This is a genomic window from Longimicrobium sp. (assembly GCA_036387335.1).
Classification (GTDB): Bacteria; Gemmatimonadota; Gemmatimonadetes; order Longimicrobiales; family Longimicrobiaceae; genus Longimicrobium.
In genome coordinates, this window is record DASVTZ010000238.1 from 13,274 (window position 1) to 35,293 (window position 22,020).

Annotated in this window: 18 protein-coding genes; 7 read left to right on the top strand and 11 right to left on the bottom strand. The window is 70.8% G+C overall.

From position 1 onward, the window contains the following. Positions 1-39: 39 nt before the first annotated feature. Both VF647_24285 and VF647_24290 read right to left on the bottom strand, forming a co-directional pair. Entirely contained in the window at positions 40-390 is a 351-nt protein-coding gene (locus VF647_24285; protein ID HEX8455221.1) for a hypothetical protein, read from the bottom strand. Between the two features lie 3 nt (positions 391-393). Then, a complete protein-coding gene (locus tag VF647_24290; protein ID HEX8455222.1) occupies positions 394-867 on the bottom strand; it encodes a hypothetical protein in 474 nt (157 codons plus the stop codon). Positions 868-1,030: 163 nt separating this feature from the next. Here VF647_24290 and VF647_24295 point away from each other — a divergent pair, with 163 nt between their 5' ends. Continuing rightward, positions 1,031-1,807 (top strand): M90 family metallopeptidase, encoded by a 777-nt coding sequence (locus VF647_24295; protein ID HEX8455223.1) that lies wholly within the window; start codon positions 1,031-1,033, stop codon positions 1,805-1,807. Between the two features lie 48 nt (positions 1,808-1,855). Here VF647_24295 and VF647_24300 read toward each other — a convergent pair whose 3' ends face one another. From VF647_24300 to VF647_24310, 3 genes are all read right to left on the bottom strand, one after another. After that, a complete protein-coding gene (locus tag VF647_24300) occupies positions 1,856-2,350 on the bottom strand; it encodes a hypothetical protein (GenBank protein ID HEX8455224.1) in 495 nt (164 codons plus the stop codon). Between the two features lie 351 nt (positions 2,351-2,701). Next, the gene (locus tag VF647_24305; GenBank protein HEX8455225.1) at positions 2,702-6,292 is read right to left on the bottom strand and encodes a M1 family aminopeptidase; all 3,591 of its coding nucleotides are present in this window, start codon (positions 6,290-6,292) and stop codon (positions 2,702-2,704) included. A 2-nt stretch (positions 6,293-6,294) separates the two neighbouring features. Continuing rightward, positions 6,295-7,188: an ABC transporter ATP-binding protein gene (locus tag VF647_24310; GenBank protein HEX8455226.1), complete on the bottom strand. Its 894-nt coding sequence runs from the start codon at positions 7,186-7,188 to the stop codon at positions 6,295-6,297. A gap of 341 nt (positions 7,189-7,529) precedes the next feature. On the opposite strand from VF647_24310, the gene VF647_24315 reads away from it, so the two are divergent. Together VF647_24315 and VF647_24320 are read left to right on the top strand one after the other, a co-directional pair. After that, positions 7,530-9,008: an ATPase domain-containing protein gene (locus VF647_24315; protein HEX8455227.1), complete on the top strand. Its 1,479-nt coding sequence runs from the start codon at positions 7,530-7,532 to the stop codon at positions 9,006-9,008. Continuing rightward, positions 9,005-10,282: an ATP-binding protein gene (locus VF647_24320; GenBank protein HEX8455228.1), complete on the top strand. Its 1,278-nt coding sequence runs from the start codon at positions 9,005-9,007 to the stop codon at positions 10,280-10,282. The genes VF647_24315 and VF647_24320 overlap by 4 nt, the downstream gene beginning before the upstream one ends. Positions 10,283-10,491: 209 nt before the next feature. Here the strand turns inward: VF647_24320 and VF647_24325 are convergent, their stop codons facing one another. After that, positions 10,492-11,250: a carboxypeptidase regulatory-like domain-containing protein gene (locus tag VF647_24325; protein HEX8455229.1), complete on the bottom strand. Its 759-nt coding sequence runs from the start codon at positions 11,248-11,250 to the stop codon at positions 10,492-10,494. A gap of 103 nt (positions 11,251-11,353) precedes the next feature. Continuing rightward, the gene (gene bla / locus VF647_24330; GenBank protein HEX8455230.1) at positions 11,354-12,277 is read right to left on the bottom strand and encodes a class A beta-lactamase; all 924 of its coding nucleotides are present in this window, start codon (positions 12,275-12,277) and stop codon (positions 11,354-11,356) included. A gap of 211 nt (positions 12,278-12,488) precedes the next feature. On the opposite strand from bla, the gene VF647_24335 reads away from it, so the two are divergent. Together VF647_24335 and VF647_24340 are read left to right on the top strand one after the other, a co-directional pair. Next, positions 12,489-12,878: a BlaI/MecI/CopY family transcriptional regulator gene (locus tag VF647_24335; protein HEX8455231.1), complete on the top strand. Its 390-nt coding sequence runs from the start codon at positions 12,489-12,491 to the stop codon at positions 12,876-12,878. Continuing rightward, a complete protein-coding gene (locus VF647_24340) occupies positions 12,875-14,944 on the top strand; it encodes a M56 family metallopeptidase (protein HEX8455232.1) in 2,070 nt (689 codons plus the stop codon). Before VF647_24335 ends, VF647_24340 begins: the two co-directional genes overlap by 4 nt. Before the next feature lie 11 nt (positions 14,945-14,955). Here the strand turns inward: VF647_24340 and VF647_24345 are convergent, their stop codons facing one another. Further along, entirely contained in the window at positions 14,956-15,492 is a 537-nt protein-coding gene (locus VF647_24345) for a hypothetical protein (GenBank protein HEX8455233.1), read from the bottom strand. A 465-nt stretch (positions 15,493-15,957) separates the two neighbouring features. Between VF647_24345 and VF647_24350 the strand changes: the two genes are divergently transcribed. Next, entirely contained in the window at positions 15,958-16,461 is a 504-nt protein-coding gene (locus VF647_24350) for a GNAT family N-acetyltransferase (protein ID HEX8455234.1), read from the top strand. 4 nt (positions 16,462-16,465) lie between these two features. On the opposite strand, the gene VF647_24355 is transcribed toward VF647_24350, so the two are convergent. The 3 genes from VF647_24355 to VF647_24365 all read right to left on the bottom strand — a co-directional run bounded on the left by VF647_24355 (position 16,466) and on the right by VF647_24365 (position 20,716). Beyond that, positions 16,466-19,120 carry an ABC transporter permease gene (locus VF647_24355; protein ID HEX8455235.1) on the bottom strand — a complete coding sequence of 885 codons (2,655 nt, stop codon included), beginning with the start codon at positions 19,118-19,120 and terminating at the stop codon, positions 16,466-16,468. Further along, entirely contained in the window at positions 19,120-19,437 is a 318-nt protein-coding gene (locus VF647_24360) for a PadR family transcriptional regulator (GenBank protein ID HEX8455236.1), read from the bottom strand. The genes VF647_24355 and VF647_24360 overlap by 1 nt, the downstream gene beginning before the upstream one ends. Positions 19,438-20,155: 718 nt before the next feature. Further along, positions 20,156-20,716, bottom strand: coding sequence for a hypothetical protein (locus VF647_24365; protein HEX8455237.1), 561 nt, complete (start codon positions 20,714-20,716; stop codon positions 20,156-20,158). A gap of 109 nt (positions 20,717-20,825) precedes the next feature. Between VF647_24365 and VF647_24370 the strand changes: the two genes are divergently transcribed. Next, complete coding sequence (locus VF647_24370) at positions 20,826-21,827, top strand: hypothetical protein (GenBank protein ID HEX8455238.1); 1,002 nt, start codon at positions 20,826-20,828, stop codon at positions 21,825-21,827. The last annotated feature ends 193 nt before the right edge of the window (positions 21,828-22,020 follow it).

The window sequence follows — 22,020 nt, forward strand, 5'->3', positions numbered from 1 at the left end:
AGGCGATGCGTCGAAACTACCTACTGCAGGTGTATATTCCTAGTAGACGACTACCTCACCCACTCTACGAAACTGAGGACTCTTCCTCGTACTGCTCCGACACGAGCTCTGCTGTTCGCTACGACGCGATGGGAATCGCAGCGCGGCGAGGGTGCTGCGGGCGCGGTCCGGGCTCACCCACGATATTCCCATGCCGAGGATGAGCGTCGCGAGATGGCGCTCGATCTCGGCGTCGGAAGCGCCGGAGCGAAGCAGCCGTGCGATGTGCGGAGCGTAGCTCGTGTACTCGTCGCGGGTTTCCGGGGCACCGTTGATGCCGATCGGGTCCCACACCTCCCGGAGCACCGAGTCGACCCCGGCGATCAGCGCCCGGCTCTGTTCTTTGCCCATCGCTCAGCCGACTCTGGCCGGGGGCCCGGAAGGCGTCCGCCAGAGCCGGGCCGCACCGATGGCGTAGCAGAGGCCCAGCCCGATGCAGATGGCGGAGCTTACCATCATGAAGGTCATCTTCGCCCGCAGTTGATTCGGGTACACGTCGTCCACGAACAGAACGACGGGAATGCCGAGGATGCCGCGCGCCAGGTACACCGCGGCGAACAGCGTGAGGGCGAGGCGCAGTAGCGGGAGGCGGCGGATCAAACCCGCGCCCGAGAAGGCGTAGAGAGCCCACACGCCAAGGATCGCGGCGATGCACGCGGTGACGAAGGCGGGGTAGATGGAGCCGCGGGCGGCGAGCCGCGCCATCCGCTCGCCCGCTCCAAAGAAGCGGTACCAGTCGGGGCCGCCGACGATGATCGCGACGTGCAGCAGGGCCGCGAGGGCCGTGAGCGATCCTCCGACGACGAGCGGGCGTTTCCCTGTCTGCAAGCGGTTTTCTCCTTGTGGGCCCAACGATCCAGGGATCGGCCGCGAAGAAACCTGCCGAGCAGCGGCCAAAGGGGTACGCGGTCCTCTATTGCCCACATCCGATTCCTGGGCAGTATACTACCGCACGACCCGAGCGCCATCTCCACCCGAAGCCTGGTTCATCGTGTTTGGCATCCTGAAGCGGCGCCGCCGCGAGCGCATCCGCGCCCAGCCCTTTCCGTCGGAGTGGCTGGCGATCATCCAGCGCAACGTTCCCATGTACACCCGCCTGCCGGAGGCGGATCGGGACGAGCTGCACCGACGGGTGCTGGTGTTCATCGCCGAAAAGAACTTCGAGGGCGCGGGCGGGCTCGAGATGACGGACGTGGTTCGCGTCACCATCGCCGCCCAGGCGTGCATCCTCCTGCTGGGCCTGGACGATGACGATTACTATCCCCGGCTCAGGTCCATCGTCGTGTATCCCTCTGCGTTCACGGTGCCGCGGGGGGAAAGGGACGGCGGGATCGTACGGGAGGACCACGCGGTGCACCTTGGGGAGTCGTGGGGCCACGGGGCAGTGGTGCTGTCGTGGAACAGCGCCCGCCGTGGCGCCGCCGACCCGCGCGACGGCAAGAACGTCATCCTTCACGAATTCGCGCACCAGCTCGACCAGGAAGACGGCGCCGCCGATGGCACACCTGAGCTGGACCGCCTGGCGTTCTACGCACCGTGGGCCAGGGTGCTGAGCGAGCATTACCTGGCGCTGCGCAAGGCGGCGCGCACCGGTCGCAAGACGCTGCTGGATCGCTACGGCGCGACCAACGAGGCCGAGTTCTTTGCCGTGGCCAGCGAGTGCTTCTTCGAGCGCCCGGTGCAGCTTCGCACGCGACACCCCGAGCTCTACCAGGAGCTTTCAGGCTACTACGGTCAGGACCCGGCGGGAGCGATGGGGCCGGCGTGAACGCCCGGGAGGTCGATTCGAAACGCGGTTCGCGTTTCGGTGGGTCCATCAGTAATCGAAGTGGCAGGTATGACGGCCTGCGCCGCCGTACGTGGGATTGAGCGCGAGCCGCGCCTGCCTGCCGATTACGGCCGACCGCACCGCTGAGCTGTCCAGGCGGAGGCGCACCCGCCGGGGCAACGGCTCACCGATGGAGTAACGGGCGACACCGGTCCTGTATCCCACGTCCCACAGGGCCACCTTTGCGAAGGTCAGGTCGCAGTACTCGCCCAGCCGCGCGAGGCGCCACGCCCGCTCGGCGGTGCTGGCCCACGCCCAGCGGCTCTTGAAGCGCACCTTTCCGTCGGGGCCGGTGATCTTTGTTCGTTCCAGCAGGTCCCCCATCGCGCTGGCATCCCGCCAGCTCTGCCGCGCCAGGAGAAAGGGGATGGGCTCGCCATCGGGGCCGAGCGCCTGCAGCTCCCACTCCGGCGCGACTTGCGTCGGCCAGGGGCAGAGGAGCGCCAGCACCAGGAGAGCCCACTTGCGCCTTGCGGATAGCATCGGCAGCGACGATTCGAATGCGAGGGCCGCGAGAACGATCTGTACTGTAGCTACCTGTCGGCAGTGTTCTCCACCGCCCTGAGACTGCCCGCCGGCAGGTACGTGATCCAGCGTGTGCTGCCCGGTCACGAACGGGCGTCGAACCAGGTCCACGAACGCAGAATCCCGGCCCACAAAACAGCGGTGCCGGGATTCCGTCACCTCAGGGTCGTGCCGCCGTTCGGCGACGGTATAGGACTACCCGAGGAATCGTGATGAAGCACTCTACTCGGTTCGTTTCGGACACGCAACCCCACCGCTGACGGGTGCTTCTGGGGGAAACCATCGTCGTCCAGCAGCCGCTTCTCGCACTCACCCGCCCGTGCGCCCCGCACCCCCGGCACCCGACTTCACCTCCACCATGTTCGCGCCCGCGTCGAGGCCGATGAGCTTGCGGTACGGGTCGATGCCGGCGCGGGTGGGGGGGCGGGGGACGGTGACCGTGACCGTCTGCGCGCCGGTGCGGATGCGGTGGCGGCGGAGGTAGAGCGGCTCGCCGGGGGAGCCGTCGGTCTGCGGGCCCGCGAAGACGCCGATCTCCACCAGGTCGTTCATGGGGATCGCCGTTTCGCGGCCGATGCTGTCGGCGCGGACCTTGGCGGCGGTGACGTGGAGGGTGACGCGGTACTGGCCCGTGCCCGTGGGCTCCACGCGCGCATCGCCCGCGCGCACGGAGGTCAGCACGACGTCCGCGAAGAGGTCGTGCAGCAGGGGGCGCAGCGAGTCCGGGGTGACGGCGCGCAGCTCGGCGTGCAGGTCGCGCGAGGTGGGGTAGGGCGGCACGCCCGCGCGGTTCTTGTTCAGGAAGCTGCGCAGGGCGGCGTTCACGCGCGCCTCGCCGATGTGCTCGCGCAGCGTGTACATGGCGACGGCGCCCTTGTGGTAGTACAGGTAGCTCTGCTCCTCCACGTCCAGCAGGGGGACCTCGCGGTTGGTGTACACGCGCCGGCTCTGGAGGTATCGCTCCATCTCGTACGTGTAGAAGCGGCGCACCTGCTCCGGGCCGAGCTCCTTCTCCATCACCATCATGGCGCTGTACTGCGCCAGCGTCTCGCTGAGGAAGGAGGCGCCGCGCACACGCGCGCCGATCACCTGCCCGCCCCACCACTGGTGCGCCGTCTCGTGCGCGGTCACGAAGAAGGGGCGGTCCACGTCGCCCTCGTACACGCGCGTGAGGAAGGCGCTCCCCTCCGAGAACGCGATGGTGTGCGGGTGCGCGCGGGCGAAGCTGGCGTAGCGCGGAAACTCCACCACGCGCAGCTCCCTGAACTGGTAGGGGCCGAACTGGGTGCTGTTGTACTCCAGCGACGCCTTCATGCCGCGGAGCATCTGCGGCACGTTGAAGGTGTGCGTGGGGTGATGGTAGACGCGCAGCGGGACGTTCCGCCAGCGGTCCTCCGCCACCGCGTACTCGGCGGAGAGGACGGGTGCGCCGAAGGGGAGCGGCCCCTCCATGCGGTAGTGGAAGTAGCGCCGGCCGTTCTCCGTCCACTCGCGCCGCAGGGTGCCGGGGGTGATGGCGATCTGGCGGCGGTCGGTGCCGATGACGGCGTCGACGTGCACCAGGTCGACGTTGCGGATTCCGGAGCGGGATTGCAGGGCGCCCGGGTCGCCGGCCTCCGGCGTGGGACGGCTGCGGGGGAGGCCGTGCTCGCGGCGCGCCGTCTCGTCGCTCAGCTCGTCGGCCGGCTGGTAGCCGATCAGGGGCAGCCAGCGGGCGTCGAAGTAGGCGCCGTTCCGTGCCACGGCGGTGGGGATGCCGCTGTTGGGGAAGCCGCGCGGCCGGAATCCCACGTCGAACGCCAGGTGCAGCGTGTCGCCGGGCTGCAGCGGGCGGGCGAGGGCGTAGATGTGGTACTGCGTTCGCTCGTCGCGCAGCACGCCCCGGGCGGGACGGTCGAAGCCGATGGAGCGGACGCGGATCTCCGGCGCGATGGCGACGTGCACCGAGTCGATCGCCCGCGCCGTCAGGTTGACGAGGCGATAGGTGCCGCGCAGGTCGGCGGCGCCCTGGTCCGGATAGATTTCGACGCGAAGCTTGGCCGCGACGAGGCGGGGCTGCGGAAGGGCATCGAAGCGCCGGTAGCGGCGCTCGTACTCCGCCTTCACCTCGTCCTGCTCGAAGGGCGTGCGGTAGTCGTTAAGGATGTTGGTGTTGTAGAAGATGAAGCCGCCCAGCCCCAGCACCAGCATAGCCGCCAGGGCGCCCGCGCGCACCACGGTGCCCGTAAGACGCGAGCGTGCGTCGGCGACGCGCGTGCGTACGCTCCACTCGCGTCCGCGCACCCACGCGAGGTTCGCGGCGAGGGCGAAGAGGAGCGCCCACGCCGCCCAGTACAGCTTGAACCAGACGAACGGCGCGATGAACGGGCCGAATCCGTTCATGTCCGAGTACACCCACCCGGGATCGCGGCCGTAGACCAGCAGGTTGTGCCGCACGCCGAAGCTGCCGGCAAACACGCTGAAGACGTAGAACAGCACCACGACGAGGTGCCCGAGGTACTTCTGATTGACGATCGCATGCACCGCCATCGCCAGCGCAGCGATGAGGACGTAGTCGATCAGCTTCATCCCGAAGAGGATGCGCAGGTACAGCCCGAGCTCGTGGCGACGGTAGCCGCGGAGCGCCTGGAGACCCACGCCGGCCGCCATCAGCACCCCCTGCAGGATCACGATCATCGCCACGAGCGCCAGGAAGCGTCCCAGCAGCGCCACCCACCCCGGCACCGGCGCGGCATCGGCGATCTCGCTCACGCGCACGTCGCGCTCGCGCCACACCAGCTCGCCCGCGAATAGCGCGATCAGCACCGCGACGATGGTGGCCGCCGCGCCCGTCAGCACCTCACCCGCGATCAGGTGCGTCACGGGCCAGGTGGAGGTGCCGAACACGAGGTCGCCCACGTCCCATCCCACCACGAAGACGAAGACGACCGCCCCCGCCGCGATGGCGAGGAAGGCGCGGCTCCGCGCGATCTCCCCCAGCGCGCGCCGCGCGACCTCCAGCGTCTGCTCCATGCGCATGCGCGGCCCGAACGACCTTGCGACGGCCGGAACGACGATCGGTCCGGTCCGGAGCACGTCGGCGTCCGCCACCCTGCGCCGCGTCTTGCGGCCGGGGGCGCCGCCGGGGTGCCCGAAGCGGAAGCGGTGGTGGAGGAGGGCCAGGACCGCCATCGCGACGCCGAGCCAGAGGAGCCGGTTCCAGAGCAGGATCGCGGGGAAGCCGATCGCCTGCGAGTTGCGCTGCACCGGCGTCCAGTAGCGCGTGATCCCCTCCACCACCCGCACGCCGAACGGATCGGCCAGCGCCGCTGTCGTCCACGCGCCCAGATCCCCCGCCATCTCCCCCGCGAAGGTGTAGGCGATGAAGAGCGCGACGCCGCTGAGGAAGGCGGGAAGGATCTGCCGGCCGAGCGCCGCGATGGCGAAGAGCACCGCCGCGGTGAGGACCAGGTTGGGAAGGAGGAAGAGGAGGTACGCCTGCGCGTACGCGGCCAGCCGAAAAGGCCCGAACATCTGCGGGTCCATGTACGGCATCTGGGAGCCGATGATCTGCCCGAGGGGAACGCCTAGCAGGAGCACCGCGTTGACCGCCAGCGCGCCCAGGAAGCGCCCGCCCAGGTACTCCGCCCTGCGCATGGGCGTGGTGAAGACGAGCGGGTGCATCCCCGACGCAAAGTCGCGCGTGGCGGCATCGCCAAAGAGCGCGGCCGTCACCAGCATCCCCAGCATGCCGACGATGCCGGAGGTGATGACGACCCTCTCCGGCGAGTTCATCCAGCTGCTGCTGCCGTTGATGATGTGCAGCAGGAGGAATGGGATCACCAGCAGGAGCGCCGCGTAGATCCACGTGGAGAGGCTGCGCAGCCGGTACTCGATCTCGAAGCGGAAGACCTCGCCCATCCTCACTGGGCCACCTCCGCGCGGCGGCCGTGGTGGCGCCCCATGACGCTGAAGTAGACGTCCTCCAGCCCCGGCTCCACGGGCTCGAACCCCGCGCCGGGCGACGCATCGCCGTACACGTGCACCACGGTGCGCCCCGCCAGCAGCCGCGTGGAGATCACCGCGTGCCGCCGCTCCACATCCGGCAGCTCGTCGCGCGAGACGATGCGGCGCCAGATGCGGCCGCGCAGCTCCTCCACGCTGCGCAGCGGCTCGGCCTCCAGCAGGATCTCGCCGCGGTCGATGATGGCCATGCGGCTGCACAGCTCCACCACATCCTCCACGATGTGGGTGGAGAGGATGACGATGCTGTTCTCGCCCAGCTCGCTGAGCAGGTTGAGGAAGCGCACGCGCTCGGCCGGGTCGAGCCCCGCGGTGGGCTCGTCGACGATGATCAGCTTCGGATTCCCGATCAGCGCCACCGCCACGCCGAAGCGCTGGCGCATGCCGCCGGAGAACCCGCCGAGCTTCTCGCGCCGCACGTCCCACAGGTTGGTCTGCCGGAGGAGCGCCTCCACCACCTCTTTCCGCGCGGCCCTCGGGATCCCCTTGAGCACCGCGAAGTGCTCCAGCAGCCGCTCCGCCCGCACGTTGGGGTACACGCCGAACTCCTGCGGCAGGTAGCCGAGCGTCCTGCGCATCTCGTCCTTGTTGCGCAGCACGTCCAGCTCGCCCAGCCGCACCGACCCCGAGTCCGGCGCCTGCAGCGTCGCGAGCGTCCTCATGAGCGTGGACTTGCCGGCGCCGTTGGGCCCGAGCAGCCCGTACATCCCCAGCGGAATGGTTAGCGAGACGCCGTTCAGGGCATGCACCCCGTTGCCGTACGTCTTGGACAGGTCGCGGATCTGGAGTTCCATGGAGATGTGAAGCGAGGGATCAGGTAGGGCGTTGCTCCTGACCGGACGTAGCAACCAGGTGTTTGGTTTCGCGGGCATCCAAACAGCGGGCTCACGCGGAGACGCGGAGACGCAGAGGAAAAACAGCGAACAGCCTCACACAGAGAACACAGAGGGAACCGCAAGCCACAGAGAAACCTTTGTTGTTGTTCTCTCTGTGTCTCTGTGTCTCTGTGTGAGCCAAGCAGTTGCAGTTCTCTCTGCGTCTCCGCGTCTCCGCGTGAGCCCTGCCGTTCTTTTTGGCGAGTGCCTTGCAGAAGGCCCGGCGAACGCAGCGAACCCCCACGCATGGAGAGGCCGTCTTGGACACCGGCACCGCGCGGCGCCCCACGGGGCTGCCCGGACTCGACGAGGTACTGCACGGCGGTCTCATTCCCGAGCGGGCCTACCTGGTACGGGGCGGGCCCGGCACCGGCAAGACGACGCTGGGCATCCACTTCCTGCTCGCCGGCGTGGCGCAGGGGGAGAAGGCGCTGCTCATCACCCTGGAGTCCGCCGAGTCGCAGCTCCGCCAGGACGCCGCGTCGCAGGGGCTGGACCTGTCCGAAGTCGCCATCCTGGACCTGAGCCCCACGCGCGAGTTCTTCGCCCAGAACCAGAGCTACGACATCTTTTCGCTGGCCGACGTGGAGCGTGACCCCACCACCCGGCGCATCATCCAGACGCTGGAGGAGCTGAAGCCGCAGCGCGTCTTCGTGGACGCGGTCACCACGCTGCGCTACATGGCGAGCGACGCCTTCCAGTTCCGCAAGCAGGCGCTCTCCTTCGTGCGCTACCTGGTGGAGCAGGGCGCCACTGTGGTGCTGAGCTCCGAGCCCACCGACACCGTGCCGGACGACGACCTGCGCTTCATGAGCGACGGGATCATCGACCTGGTGATCTCGCCCGCGCACGGCGTGCTGCGGCGGACGCTGTGCGTCACCAAGATGCGCGGGTCGGACTTCGAGGGCGGCCCCCACGCCATGCGCCTCACTGGGCACGGCATGGAGATCTACCCGCGGCTGGTGCCGGGCTCACACGAGCGCGAGTTCGTGCACGAGCTGATTCCGTCCGGGATCGCGGAGATCGACGAGATGCTGTGCGGCGGGATCGAGCGCGGCACCATCACCATCGTGAGCGGGCCCAGCGGGGTGGGGAAGACGACGCTCGGCATCCAGTTCATGAAGGAGGCCGCCGCGCGCGGCGAGCGCTCGGTGGTGTACGCCTTCGAGGAGCAGCTCACCACCCTGCTTCACCGCTGCGACGAGATCGGCGTGCCGGTGCGCGGGATGGTGGAAGGGGGGTCGCTCGCGGTGGTCGAGGTGGAGCCGCTGCGCTTCTCGCCGGGCGAGTTCGCGCTCATGGTGCGGCGCGAGGTGGAGGAGAACGGCGCGCGGATCGTGATGATCGACGGCATCGCGGGGTACCAGCTCACGCTGGCCGGCGACGACCTGGTGGTGCAGCTCCACGCCCTCGGACGCTACCTCAAGAACATGGGCGTGACGGTGATCTTCATCAACGAGCTGAGGTCCATCACCGGCGAGTTCCGCGCGACCGAGACGGAGATCAGCTACCTGTGCGACAACCTGATCTTCATGCGCTACCTGGAGGTCAAGGGCGAGCTGCGCAAGGCGATCGGCGTGCTCAAGAAGCGCCTGGGCGACTTCACCAAGACGCTGCGCGAGTACGAGATCACCTGCGACGGGGTGCGGGTGGGCCCTCCCCTCACCAACCTGCGCGGCGTGCTGACGGGCACCCCGGACCGGTGGCACGACGACGACGACGAGGGCGGCTCGCCGTGAGCATCGCCCCGGACCACGCCGCCACGGCGGAGATGGAGCCGCCCGCGGAGGTGCGCGCCAACCGCATCCTCCTGCTGCTGGACCAGCGGGAGAACGGCTCGCTGCTGTGCGACGAGCTGTCCCGCGACTACACCGTCGTCCTGGCGGAGGATGACGATGCGCTGGAACGGGACTTCGACCTGTGCATCGTGGACGGGCGCGCCCTGGACCGCCTGTGGGAGCGCGTGCAGCGGAGGAAGGCACGCGAGCAGCCCGCCCTCCTCCCCGTGCTCCTCATCACCTCGCGCCCGGGCGTGAAGATGGTGACGCGCCAGGTGTGGCGGGGTGTGGACGAGCTGATCATCACCCCCATCGAGAAGCCGGAGCTGCGCGCCCGCGTGGCGATCCTCCTCCGCGCCCGGTCGCTGTCGCTGGAGCTGCGCCGCCAGGGCGAGGAGGCCCGCGCCCTGGCCGCCCGCCTGGCCGAGCGCGCGACGGAGATGGAGCGGCAGGCGGCGCAGCTGGAGACGCAGACGCGCGAGCTGCGGTGGAGCGCCGAGCAGCTCGCGGAGCGCACGGGCGCCGCCGAGGAGGCGAACCGCGTAAAGAGCGAGTTCCTGGCCACCATGAGCCACGAGCTGCGCACGCCGCTCAACGCCATCGGCGGCTACGCGGAGCTGCTGGAGATGGGGGTGCGCGGCCCCATCAACGACCAGCAGCGCGAGGACCTGCGGCGCATCCAGGCCAGCCAGCGGCACCTGCTGGGGCTGATCAACGAAGTGCTCAACTACGCCAAGCTGGAGACGGGCGCCGTCCACTACGAGGTGAGCGACGTGGGGGTGCGGGGGGTGCTCGCGTCGGCGGAGGCGCTGGTGGCGCCGCAGGCGGGGGCCAAGGGGCTGCGGCTGGAGGTGTCGCCGTGCAGCGAGGCGCTCACCGTGCGCGCGGACGCCGAGAAGCTCCTCCAGATCCTGGCGAACCTCCTCTCCAACGCCGTCAAGTTCACGCCGCCCGGCGGCAGCGTCACCCTCTGGTGCGGCGAGGTGGGGAGCACCGTGGTCTTCCGCGTCACCGACACCGGCATCGGCGTCCCGGCGGACAAGCTGGCGGCCATCTTCGAGCCCTTCGTGCAGGTGCGCTCCGACCTCACCCGCACGGCGGAGGGCACCGGCCTGGGCCTCGCCATCAGCCGCGACCTGGCCCGCGCCATGGACGGCGAGCTCGTCGCCGAGAGCGTCGTCGGCGAGGGGAGCACGTTCACGCTTACGCTGCCGCTGGGGCCGCTCCCCCAATAACTGCCTGGGGAGGGGCGTACAACTGCAACTGCATGGCTCACGCGGAGACGCGGAGACGCAGAGAGAACCAAAAGAGGCTTCCTCTGTGGCTTTCAGTTCCCTTCTGTGGCCTCTGTGTGGGATGCTTTTTCTCTGTTGTCCTCTCTGCGTCTCCGCGCCTCCGCGTGAGACAAGCGGTTAGAATGCCCGCCGGATTCGGCTAAATGGCATCAGGGGCCGGTCTTCGTCCACAGGAGGACGACGCCGCAGGCGGCGCCGGTAATGTTGTACTGGGCGGGAACGGTGGCGGGGCTGGGGTACGCCTCGATGCCCGCCAGGCTCTCCGGGTTGATGAAGGAGAGCATGTCCTCGCGCGTGCTGGTGCGCGAGGGGACGAGGATGCCGTCCAGGAAGATCAGCGGCCCACTGCAGGAGCCGCTCATGTTCGACGGGCCGCGGTTGGTCGCGATCTCGTAGTATCCCCGCCGGCTCATGATCACGGAGAACCCGCGCATCCGCCGGAAGAGGTCGACCGTCCGCGCCGGGTGGAGCCGGTCGATGGCATCGCCGGTCATGAAGGCGCCGAATCCCGCGCGCTGCCTGCTGTAGAAGCCCTGCCGCGCCAGCGTCTGGTCGTTTCGCGCGGCCGTCCCCGAGACGCCGGCGAGCGCCACCGGCTCGCTCTTGAGGATGATGGTGCGCGCCACCGTTTCGCCCGCGCGGAACTCCACCGCCACCCGCCCCGCCGTGTACCCGATGCGCGACGCGGACACGATCCGGTTTCCGGCCGGCACCCGGTCCATGCGGCCGATCCCCCGGTCGTTGGTGGTCGCGGCGTAGTTGACGCCGGCGATCTCCACCCGCGCGTTCGCGACCGGCGCTCCCGCCGAGTCCAGCACCGTCACGTCGAGGCGCGCCTGGCCGTGCAGCGCCGCGGGAAGCGCCAGCAGGGCGAGGGTGAAGAGGAGCGGAGTGCGTGTGCGAGTCATGGCAGGGCGGGGGCAGGGCGGGATGATGCCGGGGGGGCGCGCGATGCACCCGTCCACAGCATAACCGCGTCCGGTCGGGCCGTCCAGAAGCCATCGATGAGGATCAGCGCCGCGCCCAGTGCTCGTATACGGTGCGCGCCATCGCCGCCATGTGGGGCGCCACCTGCGCCGTCTGTCCGGACGGGTTGCGGACGAAGATCGTCAGGAGGACGTGGCCCTTGCCATCGGGCAGGGTGATGATCCCGATGTCGTTGATCGCGCCGATCCCCGCATCGCCGCCCCAGGTGCCGGTCTTGTGCGCGACGGGCGTGCCCGCGGGGACGCCTGCTACGATGCGGTTCGCCGGGTTCTCGCTGCGCGTCATGTACCCGACGAGGCGCTCACGGCTGGCGGGGGAGAGGAGCGGGCCCGCCCAGATGGCGCGGAGGAGCGCCACCGCGCCGTCGGGCGTCATGGTGTCGCGCGGATCGTCCCCGCGCAGGCGGTTCGGCGAGAGCTCGCGGGTGAGGCGCGTGTAGGGACGGTCCACGCGCACGCCGCGGATGCCGCCGCGCGCCAGCTCCGCCGTGACCGCGGACGGCCCGCCCATCAGGCGCTGCAGCGCGTCGTTGGCGGTGTTGTCGCTCACCGAGACGGCGCTGCGCACGAGGGCCTCCACGGTCATGCGGGCGCCGTTGGGGTTTCGGTCGCGGATGGGGCTGGGGCCCCGCGACATCCCGGACACGGGGATGCTCACGGTGTCGCCCAGCCGGATCTCGCCGCGGTCCACCCTGCGCAGCACGGCGACGGCGAGGGGCAGCTTGGTGACGCTCGACATGAAGAAGCGCTCCGTCGCGCGCAGGGCGACCGTTTCGCCCGTCTCCAGGTGCACGGCGCGCAGGCCCACGACTCCGCCCGTCGCGCGGGCGTGCGTCTCCAGCTGGGCTCGAAGCTGCGCCATCGCGGGTGAGGCGCGGTTTTGTGCCAGGGCGGGTGCCGCGCAGCCGAGCAGAGCGGCGATGAACAGCGCGGGGCGATGGAAGCTCATACGAATTGCTCCAGGGTGGGAAGGCGTACGAATGCGTTCGTAGTTGCTGCCCTTCGACAGTATACGATTCGATTCGTAGATGCAAGGGTGAAGGTCTGTCGTTGATGGCAGCTACAGGATCAAACCGAAGCAGTTGACTCCACGAACCTCATCGTATTAGAGTACCGGCAGCGGCTCCGATACGGGCCGATGCACCCGCTCCCCGATCGACATGCCACGCCGGGACCTTCCGCTGCCCACCGAAGGCGAGCTCCGCATCCTGCGCGTGCTGTGGGATCGCGGCGCGAGCACCGTGCGCCAGGTGCTCGACGCGCTCCCCGGCGACGACACGGGCTACACGACGGTGCTCAAGCTCCTGCAGATCATGTACACGAAAGGGCTGGTGATCCGCGACGAGCGGGAGCGCACGCACGTGTACGCCGCCGCCGTCCCGCCTGAGACGACGCAGCGGCAGCTCCTGGCCGACTTCACCGAGAAGGCGTTCGGCGGCTCCGCGCTGGGGCTGGTGATGCACGCGCTCTCGCCCGAGGTCGCGTCGCCCGCGGAGCTGGAGGAAATCCGGCGGATGGTGGCGCGGCTCCCGGCCCCGGAGGGCGAGTGAGCGCGGCGGCGCACGTCGTGGGGTGGGCGCTCGTCCACTTCGTCTGGCAGGGCGCGCTGATCGCGCTCGCCTTCGCGGGGGTGAACCGTGCCGCGCGCCGCTCCGCGCCGTCGATTCGCTACTGGGCCGCATGCGCCGCGCTGGCGCTGATGATGGCCGCGCCGCTCGCGACCGGTGCCTGGATCGCCGGCGCCGCCCGGGCTATACCTGCGGAGGCGGCGAAGCTGTCGGGCGAAGGGTGGCGCACGATGCCGCTCGCGGAGGCGGAAGCGCGTCCCGCGGATGCGGCGGAGGAGGCGGCGACGCTCGCGCCTGCCCGCCTGGCGCGGCGCACCTCCATCGCCATCGAGCCGCTGGTGCCGGGACTGGCGGTGGGATGGGCGGTCGGCGTGCTCCTCCTCTCGCTGCGCCTGCTGGGCGGATGGCTGTGGGTGCGGCGGCTGGCGCGGCGCGGTCTCCTGCCGGTGCCCGCGGAGTGGAGCGCGGTGCTGGCCCGGCTGCGCGCGCAGCTCAGGATCCGGCGTCCCGTCGGCCTCTGGATCTCGCCGCACGTGGGCGGGCCGGCGCTGATCGGCTGGCTGCGCCCTGTGATCCTGCTTCCGCTCAGCGCATCGAGCGGGCTCACTCCGCGCCAGGTGGAGCTCATCCTGCTGCACGAGCTGGCGCACGTGCAGCGCTGGGATTACGCCGTGAACCTCGCGCAGCGGCTCGCGGAGACGCTCCTCTTCTACCATCCCGGCGTGTGGTGGATCTCCGCGCGCATCCGCGAGGAGCGCGAGCACTGCTGCGACGACGCGGTGGTGGCGCGGGCCAGCGTGCGCGACTACGTCCTGGCGCTGCTCGCCATGGAGGAGGCGCGCCGCCCCGTGCCCGCGCTGGCGCTGGGCGCCGGAGGTGCATCGCTCGTGGCGCGCGTGAGGCGCCTGACCAACCCCGCGCGCCGCACCGATACCGCCGGACGGACGCCCGTCGCGCTCGCGGCGGCGGCGGCTCTGCTCGCGCTGGCGGCGGCGCGCCCTTCGCCCGCCCCTGGCCATGCGCCGTCACCGCTCCCGGGTCTATGCGGCGCGGATGCGGCGCCGGCCGGGCTGACGCTGTGCGCGGGGCTGGGCCGCGAGGCGGCGGGGCTGCTGCGCGGCACCGGGCACGCGGGCGCCGTCATCGTGCAGGACGTGGCGACCGGCGCGGTCCTCGTTTCGACGCAGTCCGATTCGGTGGACGTCACGCAGGCCGCGCTCCCGGCATCGTTGTGGAAGCTGGCCATCGCCGCCGCGTGGTGGGATCGCGGCTGGCCGAGCGAGGATATGGAGTGTCCGGCTGCGGCGACAGTGGCGGGGCGCCGCATCTCCAACCCGGGACGGGCTCCCGGCGTGCGCATTCGCGTGCCGGAGGAGATGCTCGTCTACTCGTGCAACACGGCGGCGGTGGAGATGGCGCTGCGGCTGAGCCGCGACGGGGGGACGGATCGGCTCGCGGCGCAGCTCGGGCGCATGGGCTTCCCCGTGGCGGGCCCGGACGCGCGGGAGGCGGCGGACCCGTCGTTCTGGGCGAGCACGTCCCCCAGCTTCCGCCGCGCGATGGCCCCGCTGGCGGCGACCGTCCACGTCGGCGGCGCGGCGACGATGGCGGATCTGGCGCTGGGCAAGGAAGCCGCGCGTGTCACCCCGCTCCACTTCTCGCGCTTCTTGCAGGCGATGGGCAACGGCGGCGTCATGCGCGCGCCGACCATCGAGGCCGCGCTCGCCGGGAGCGGCGCTTCGGTGCGGGTGATGCAGCCCTCGACCGCCGCCAGGCTGCAGCGCGCCATGCTGCGCACGGTCGAGGCGGGGACGGCGCGGGCGGCGGCGGGCACGCAGCCCGGTGCCTGGCGCCTCGGCGGCAAGACCGGCACGACCGCCTCCCCTCGCGGCGTGCAGGGCGACGGGTGGTTCGCGGGGCTCGTCTTCGACCCCGCGGGCCGGGCGCGCTACACCGTGCTCACCTACCTTCGCCAGGGCGGCCCCGGCGGTGAAGCCCCCACGCGCCTCGCCGCCGAGGTCGCGAAGCGCGCGATCCCCGGCGAGTAGCGTCCGTGGGGCTACTCGATCACCCGGACCGAATTCATGATCCGCTCGCCGATCGCACCCCACTCCTTCTCGAGCTCCCGAGTCACGTTGAAGCTCACCAGAAGGAATCGGCCCTGAACGGAGGTGCCCACCATGATGTTGCGTGTCTCCGTGTCCAGCGCCGGGGCCCAGAAGTCAAGCAGGAAGTAGCTTCGCCCCTCCCGCTCGAAGAGCTCGCTCCGGTTCCAGCGAGCGGTGGGGTAGGTGGCCTTGAGCTGCCCCTCCATCGCCGGGTAAGCCAGCCGGATCTGCGCCGGGGTGATGGCGTCCTGCGTATGTCCGAACGCGATGTTGATCGTCGCGGGCTCGTTGCTCAGCACCTCGGTCGGCCGCCCGGCCTGGCGGTACTTGATGTCCATGATCTCCGGCTTCAGCGGAGCGAAGTCGGCAGGCACGAGGAGCGAGACTTTGCCCCCGAGCGCGGTTCGCTGTACCAGCCTCGCGGAGTCCTGTGCCTGCGCGACAGAGACGGTGAGGCTGAGGAGGCAGGCGAGTAGTAGGGTTTTCATGTGGGCTAATCGGAGCGGGGAAACCGTGGTGCCCATCTGGACCGGCGTGCGTAAGGTAGGCGCGTCATCGTCCAAGTTCCAGCGTGGCGGAACCTGGCGCCTGCCACGACTCGGCTCTCCAGCGCTGGGAGTGCCGAGGGGGCTCGCCATCACCCACCGTCATCCTGCCTCGCCGGCTAGATCCTTCGGTCGCCGCAGGAGTGCGGAGTGCGCGTAGAGGTCGGGGTGGCGGCTCCCTCAGGATGACAGAAAGTCTGATCGACACTCGGCCAAACATTCCTGTCATCCTGAGCGAAGCGCCCCCCAGATCTCGCCACGACACCGCACTCTGGCGCGAAGCGAAGGATCTACTGCGCGTGCCCAGGCGCTCGGGCCTCAGGCAAGGTCTACGCGTGAGGCTTGCTGTACCGCGAATCCGCCGCAAAACTGGGGGAGGACCAGCGTACCACTTGCGACGGGCGACCGATGAGCGAGACGGAGATCAGGATCAGGCGGGCTGAGCCGGGGGACGCGGCGGAGATCCACGAGATCTTTACGAACCCGCGCGCGGTGTGGGGGACGATGCAGATCCCGTTTCCCAGCCTGGAGGAGTGGAAGGGACGGCTGGAGCGGCCGCCGGAGGGGGCGTACAACCTCGTGGCGGTCGTGGATGGAAAGGTGGTCGGGATGCTGGGGCTGCACGGCAACCCGTCGAAGCCGCGCCGGCGCCACGCGGCTTCGATCGGGATGACGGTGCACGACGCGTGGGCGGGGCGTGGGGTCGGGACCGCTCTCATGGCCGCCGCCGTGGACCTCGCGGACAACTGGCTGAACGTGCGCCGCATCGAGCTCAGCGTCTACGTCGACAACGAGCCGGCGATCCGCCTCTACCGAAAGTTCGGCTTCGAGGTGGAGGGCACCGCCGTCGGCTACGGCTTCCGCGGCGGCGAGTACGTCGATGCCCACATGATGGCCCGCCTGCGGCCGTAGGCGATTACCGCTCGCAGCGCAGCGCCCCCGCGGGATCGATGCGGCTGGCGCGGCGCGCGGGGAGCCAGGCGGAGGTGATGGCGACGGCCACGAGAAGGGTGGGGACGAGCGCGAAGACGACGGGGTCCTGCGCCTCGGTGCCCACCAGCAGCGACCGCAGCACCCCCGCCAGCGCGAACGCCGCCACCAGCCCCAGCACCGCGCCCGCCGTCGCCACCGCCGCGCCCTCGGCGGCGATCTGGCGGACGACGCGGCCGCGGCTCGCGCCGAGCGCCATCCGCACGCCGATCTCGCCGGTGCGCTGCTCCACGCCGTACGACAGCACGCCGTAGATCCCCACCGCCGCCAGGCAGAGCGCCGCGCAGGCGAAGAGGGCCAGGAGCGCCGCGTTGAAGCGCGGCTCGGCCACGGCGTCGCCGAGCAGCTCGTCCAGCGTCTGCACGCGCTCCACGGGGAGGTCGCGGTCCACGCGCCACACGCGCTCGCGCAGGATGCGGGCGATTGCGGCCGGGTCGCCGTCCGCGCGCACGGCCATCCACATGTCGTTCATGGGGAACTGCGCCTGCGGATAGTACGTCGCCGGATCGGCGGGCCGGCCCACGCCGCGGAACGGCTCGTCGGCCACCACGCCCACGATGCGGAAGTGCGTCGGCTGCCCCGGCCACCACATCTGGCCGCGGTTGATGGTCTGGCCTACCGCGTCGCCATCGGGGAAGTGCTCGCGCACGAACGCCTCGTTCACCACCACGGAGCCGGGCGTGCCGAAGCGGTCCGCATCGGAGACGTCGGTGCCGCGCACCAGGGGGAGCCCCACGGTGCGGAAGTAGCCGGGTGACACGGGGCGGATGCGCGACTCCGGCCACATCCCCACCGGCGGCTCCGGGCGCCCCACGAGCGAGAAGCTGGAGGTCCACCCCTCGCTCACCGGGTGCTCGAAGGTGAACGACACCGAGCGCACCCCCGGGGCCGCCGCGACCTCGCGCCGCAGCCGGTCGAAGAAGTCGAGCACCTTGGCCGGATCGGAGTAGCGCCCCTGCGGAAGCTGGAGCTGCACGAATGTCACGCCATCGGGCCGTAGCGGGAGGCGGGCGCGCTCGAGCTGCCACAGGTTCTTCACCAGGAGCGCCGCGCCGATGGCCAGCACCGTCGCGAGCGCCACCTCCGCCACCACCAGCCCCTGCCGCATGCGGCGCCGGCGGCGGCCGGCGGTGGCGCCGCGCCCGCCCTCGCGCAGCGCGCCCAGCGAAACACTTGCATCGCGGTACTGGAGCGCCGGCAGCGCGCCGAAGCCGATCGCGGCCACCGCCATCACGCCGATCAGAAAGGCGGCGACGGGCTGGTCGAGCGCGATCTCGCCGGCGCGCGGGATGGCGGTGGGGACGAAGGCGACGAGGGTGCGCATCCCCGCCCACGCCACCGCCAGCGCCGCCGCGCCGCCGCCCAGCGCGAGGAGGAAGCTCTCCGCGACCCACTGGCGGGTGAGCCGCGCGCGCCCGGCGCCGAGCGCGGCCCGCACCGCCATCTCCCGCTCGCGCGACTGGGCGCGGGCCATGAAGAGGCTCGCCAGGTTCGCGCAGCCGATCAGCAGCACCAGCAGCACCGCGCCGAACAGCGTCAGCAGCGCCGGCCGCGCATCGGCGACGATCGCCTCGCGCAGGGGGATGACCGCGGCGCCGCGCTTGGCGTTCTCGGATGGGTACTGCTCCTCCAGCCGCTTCGCCACGGCCGATGCTTCCCGCGCCGCGCGCTCGATGGAGACGCCCGGCCGCAGCCGTCCGACCAGGGTGAAGCGGTGCGTGGCGCGCGACTCCTCCGCCGGGCCGGGAACGAGCGGCAGCCAGATCTCCGTCTCCGGCGTGAGCCGCGCCTCGTCCGGCAGCACGCCGACGACGGTGGCGGGCGCGCCGTCCAGCGTTATGCGGCTGCCGAGCACGGACGGCGATCCGCCGTAGCGGCGCTGCCAGAGGGCGTGCGTGATCATCACCACGGGTTCCGCGCCAGGGCGCTCGTCGCCCGCCAGGAAGGGGCGGCCGAGCACGGGGCGCATCCCCAGCGCGGGGAAGGCGCTCGCCGTCACGAGCTGCGCGCCGATCCGCGCCGGCCGCGCGCCGGGCGCGGTGAGGGTGACGTCCTCGCCGCGCACGGCCGCCAGCTGCTCGAAGCCGCGGAGCTGGGCGCGCATGTCGCGGTAGTCCGCGTACGACGACGACTGCGAGACCGCCTCCGGGTCGCCCCCCGTGGCGCGGCCCTGGATGGCGACCAGCCGCTCGGGCTGCGAGAAGGGGAGCGGCCTCAGCAGCACGCCGTTTACGAGCGAGAAGACCGCCGCCGCGGCGCCGGCGCCCAGGGCAAGAGTCAGCACCACCACCGCAACGAAGCCGGGGCGGCGGCGCAGCGAGCGCGCGGCGTACCGCAGGTCGAAGCCGATCATGCCGGTCGCTCCGTGTCTGCGCCACAGCCAGAGCGCGTCGGACGACGCCCCCAGCGCGCGCCAGTGAAGCCGCGCGCGTGCCGCGGAAAGGTTCTGGCTGCTTCGTTCGGCGCGCCGCCACGCATACGCCAGCTCGCCCTCCCACTCCGCCAGCCATGCGTCGCGCAGGTGGCGCGGCACCAGCGAGCGGACGGCGCGCACCAGCGCGAACCCCGGAGGCCGGGGCATCAGGCCGGCCTCGGCCGCAGACCGCCGGGCACCGCGGTGCCGCGCGCCTCCGGATACTTCGCCAGCGCCTCGCGCAGCGTGCCCGCGCCCGTCCCCGTGAGCTCGTAGTAGCGCCGCGGCGGGCGCCCTTCTTCGCGCGCGCGCTCCACGTCCTCCCACTCCGACCTCACGCACCCGGCGTCCTCCAGCCGGCGCAGGATCGGGTACACGGTCCCGCTCTCCAGCCCCGTGGCGTCCAGGATGTCGAAGCCGTGCCGGAACCCTCGCGAGAGGGCCAGCAGGACGGTGGCGGTGGGGCGGGTGAGGCGTAATGGCATGGAAGTGCGTGAGTGTGTGAGTGCGTGTGGCCCCCTCCCCCCGGCCCCCTCCCCCGCCTGCGGGGGCGCAGGGCGGGTGAGGGGGAGAACTCCCCGCTCGCCGCGCAGATCCCGTAGGGGCGCGATTCATCGACGATGAATCGCGCCCGTGCCCGACCCTGCTCCACCGCCTGCGATCCGTGGGGCAGACCTGCGTTTCGCCGGATGCGCCGCACGCGACGCCGCACCACCGACTGCCATCCGCCCCGTTCGCGGCGGCCTATGTTTGGCACCGGACGGCCCGCGCGTGACCGCGCCACCCCGCCATCCGCAACGCATCCGTAGGGGCAGACCTGCGTGTCTGCCCGCCCTCGCCGCGACACCGACCTACGCCCCGCCGCACAGATCCTGTAGGGGCCGCCCCATGTGGCTGCCCGTGCCCGCCGGATCGCCGTAGCCCGCATCCGGGAGCGAGCCTTTTGTCATCCTGAGCGACGCGCTGCTCCGCCCTTTCCCGTGCGCCATACTTTGGCGCGGGGCGAAGGATCTACTGCGCGTGACGGGGGGCTCGTGTTTACCTGCCGTCCTCGTGCTTCGCCGGCTAGATCCTTCGGTCGCCGCCAGGAGGGTGGAGTGCGGCCGTTGTTGGTGGGGCGGCTCCCTCAGGATGACAAAATCGTATCTCTACATAGGTAGAGATAGGCGACGAAGTCAAGGGTTGTATTATCGGCGACCCGGTTTACCTGCGGGTGACGCGGGTGAGCCAGGCGGAGAATCGCCAGGTGGCGTGCAGGGCGGCGCCCAGCCAGCGGCGGTCCGGGGCGGCGGGGAGAGGCTGGTCGGAACCGAGGTGGTCGGGCGAGATCTGGGCGAAGATGAAGTTCTCGGATTCCACGGGGGAGCCGGCCAGGCGGCGCAGAATCGCGATCTGGCCGGCGTGCGTCATCGCGTCGCTGAAGGGGCCCTGGAGAAGCTGCTCCATCGAGATGTCGCGCAGCGGCGTGCCGGCGGCGAGGTGCGCGGCCACGTCGGCCACCATCGCGTGGAACTTCTCCACCTCGACGGCGAGGCTCTCCACCTCATCCGGCCCGTACAGGCCGCCGATGAAGTACGTGCGCGAGTAGCCGATCACCCCGCGCATGTGGCGCACGAGATCGCGCGGCGTGCGCGTGCCGGCGCCGGCGGAGAAGTCCCCGAAACCCTCGGGCGCGCCGCGAAGGGCCTTCTGCGTGCGGTACGCGAGGGCGGCGAGGAAGTGGCGGAGCATCTCGCGCTTTACGGCGTCGCTTTCCGTGGGCATGTTGGGGATGGTAGGTGTGCCGATCAATCGCCAGCCGCAACATGCGCGCGGCGGGGATGCGCGGGCAACGATCTTCTTCGCGGGTCAGGAAGCCTTCATCCGAGAAACCATGTCCGCACAGACTCCAGCGCCCCGCATCCTCCACGTGCACAACGGCGACGTCGTGCGCGACAAGCTGGCGGGCTCCGGCGTGCCGGGCGACCACGCCGTGTATGCGGACGCGCTCCACGATGGCCCGCTCTTCCCCATCGACACACCCGCGGAGCAGCGTCGGGCAGCGCGCGCGGCGTTCGGCGCGGAGGCGGGGTGGGCGAGCGAGCGCGACATCCTGGAAACCCTCGCGCGCTGGGACCGGGAGCTGGAGCGCTGGGCGGAGTACGACGAGGTGGTGCTCTGGTTCGAGCACGACCTCTTCGACCAGCTCCTCCTGGCGCGGCACCTGGCCTGGTTCGCCCAACAGCCGCCCGCGGGCACGGTGCTCAGCCTCATCTGCATCGGGGAGTACCCCGGGATGCCGGCGTTCAAGGGGCTCGGCGAGCTCTCGCCTCACCAGCTCGCGTCGCTGCTGGGCTCGCGCCAGCGCATCACCCAGCGCCAGCTCGAGCTGGGCCGCCGAACCTGGGATGCGCTGGTGGCCGAGGACCCCGCCGCCGTGGAGGCGCTCGTGGCGGAGGAGGATCTCACATCGCTCCCCTTCCTGCGCCCCTCGCTGCGCCGCTTCCTGGAAGAGCTTCCCGACCTGGAGAGCGGGCTGGGGCGGATCGAGCGCGCCGTGCTGGAGGGGGTGCGCGACGGGACGACGGACCCGGTGCGCCTCTTCCACGCCGTCCACGATGCGGACGACGTCTTCTTCATCGGCGACACCTCTTTGTGGCACAGCATCCGGACGATGGCTGCCGGTCCGCATCCGCTCCTCGCCCTCGCGCCGCGCTCCGGTGACGGCCTCGCCCCCTTTGGTGCGCTCTCGCTCACCGATGCGGGCCGCGACGTGCTCGATGGAAGGGCCGACCGCATCCGGCTCGCGGGGATCGACCGCTGGTGGGGCGGGGTGCACCTGCACGGCAACGAGGTCCCCTGGCGCTGGGATCGCCGGGCCCAGCGCGTCGTTTGACTCCTGCTCACCCCAATCGCCCCGCGTCGATTCGGTACGGATATCTCACGCGGAGGCGCGGAGACGCAGAGAGAACTGCAACTGCATGGCTCACACAGAGACACAGAGGCACAGAGAGAACAACAAAAGGTTTCTCTGTGGCTTGCAGTTCCCTCTGTGCCCTCCGTGTGATGCTTTTCGTTTGTCAGGGATG

Coding starts and splice junctions, on each gene's coding strand:
- VF647_24305 (HEX8455225.1), bottom strand. CDS start 6,292: ATGGGCGAGGTCTTCCGCTTCGAGATCGAGTACCGGCTGCGCAGCCTC.
- VF647_24365 (HEX8455237.1), bottom strand. CDS start 20,716: ATGCCCACGGAAAGCGACGCCGTAAAGCGCGAGATGCTCCGCCACTTC.
- VF647_24370 (HEX8455238.1), top strand. CDS start 20,826: ATGTCCGCACAGACTCCAGCGCCCCGCATCCTCCACGTGCACAACGGC.
- VF647_24335 (HEX8455231.1), top strand. CDS start 12,489: ATGCCACGCCGGGACCTTCCGCTGCCCACCGAAGGCGAGCTCCGCATC.
- VF647_24285 (HEX8455221.1), bottom strand. CDS start 390: ATGGGCAAAGAACAGAGCCGGGCGCTGATCGCCGGGGTCGACTCGGTG.
- VF647_24350 (HEX8455234.1), top strand. CDS start 15,958: ATGAGCGAGACGGAGATCAGGATCAGGCGGGCTGAGCCGGGGGACGCG.
- VF647_24300 (HEX8455224.1), bottom strand. CDS start 2,350: ATGCTATCCGCAAGGCGCAAGTGGGCTCTCCTGGTGCTGGCGCTCCTC.
- VF647_24360 (HEX8455236.1), bottom strand. CDS start 19,437: ATGCCATTACGCCTCACCCGCCCCACCGCCACCGTCCTGCTGGCCCTC.
- VF647_24355 (HEX8455235.1), bottom strand. CDS start 19,120: ATGCCCCGGCCTCCGGGGTTCGCGCTGGTGCGCGCCGTCCGCTCGCTG.
- VF647_24310 (HEX8455226.1), bottom strand. CDS start 7,188: ATGGAACTCCAGATCCGCGACCTGTCCAAGACGTACGGCAACGGGGTG.
- VF647_24345 (HEX8455233.1), bottom strand. CDS start 15,492: ATGAAAACCCTACTACTCGCCTGCCTCCTCAGCCTCACCGTCTCTGTC.
- bla (HEX8455230.1), bottom strand. CDS start 12,277: ATGAGCTTCCATCGCCCCGCGCTGTTCATCGCCGCTCTGCTCGGCTGC.
- VF647_24325 (HEX8455229.1), bottom strand. CDS start 11,250: ATGACTCGCACACGCACTCCGCTCCTCTTCACCCTCGCCCTGCTGGCG.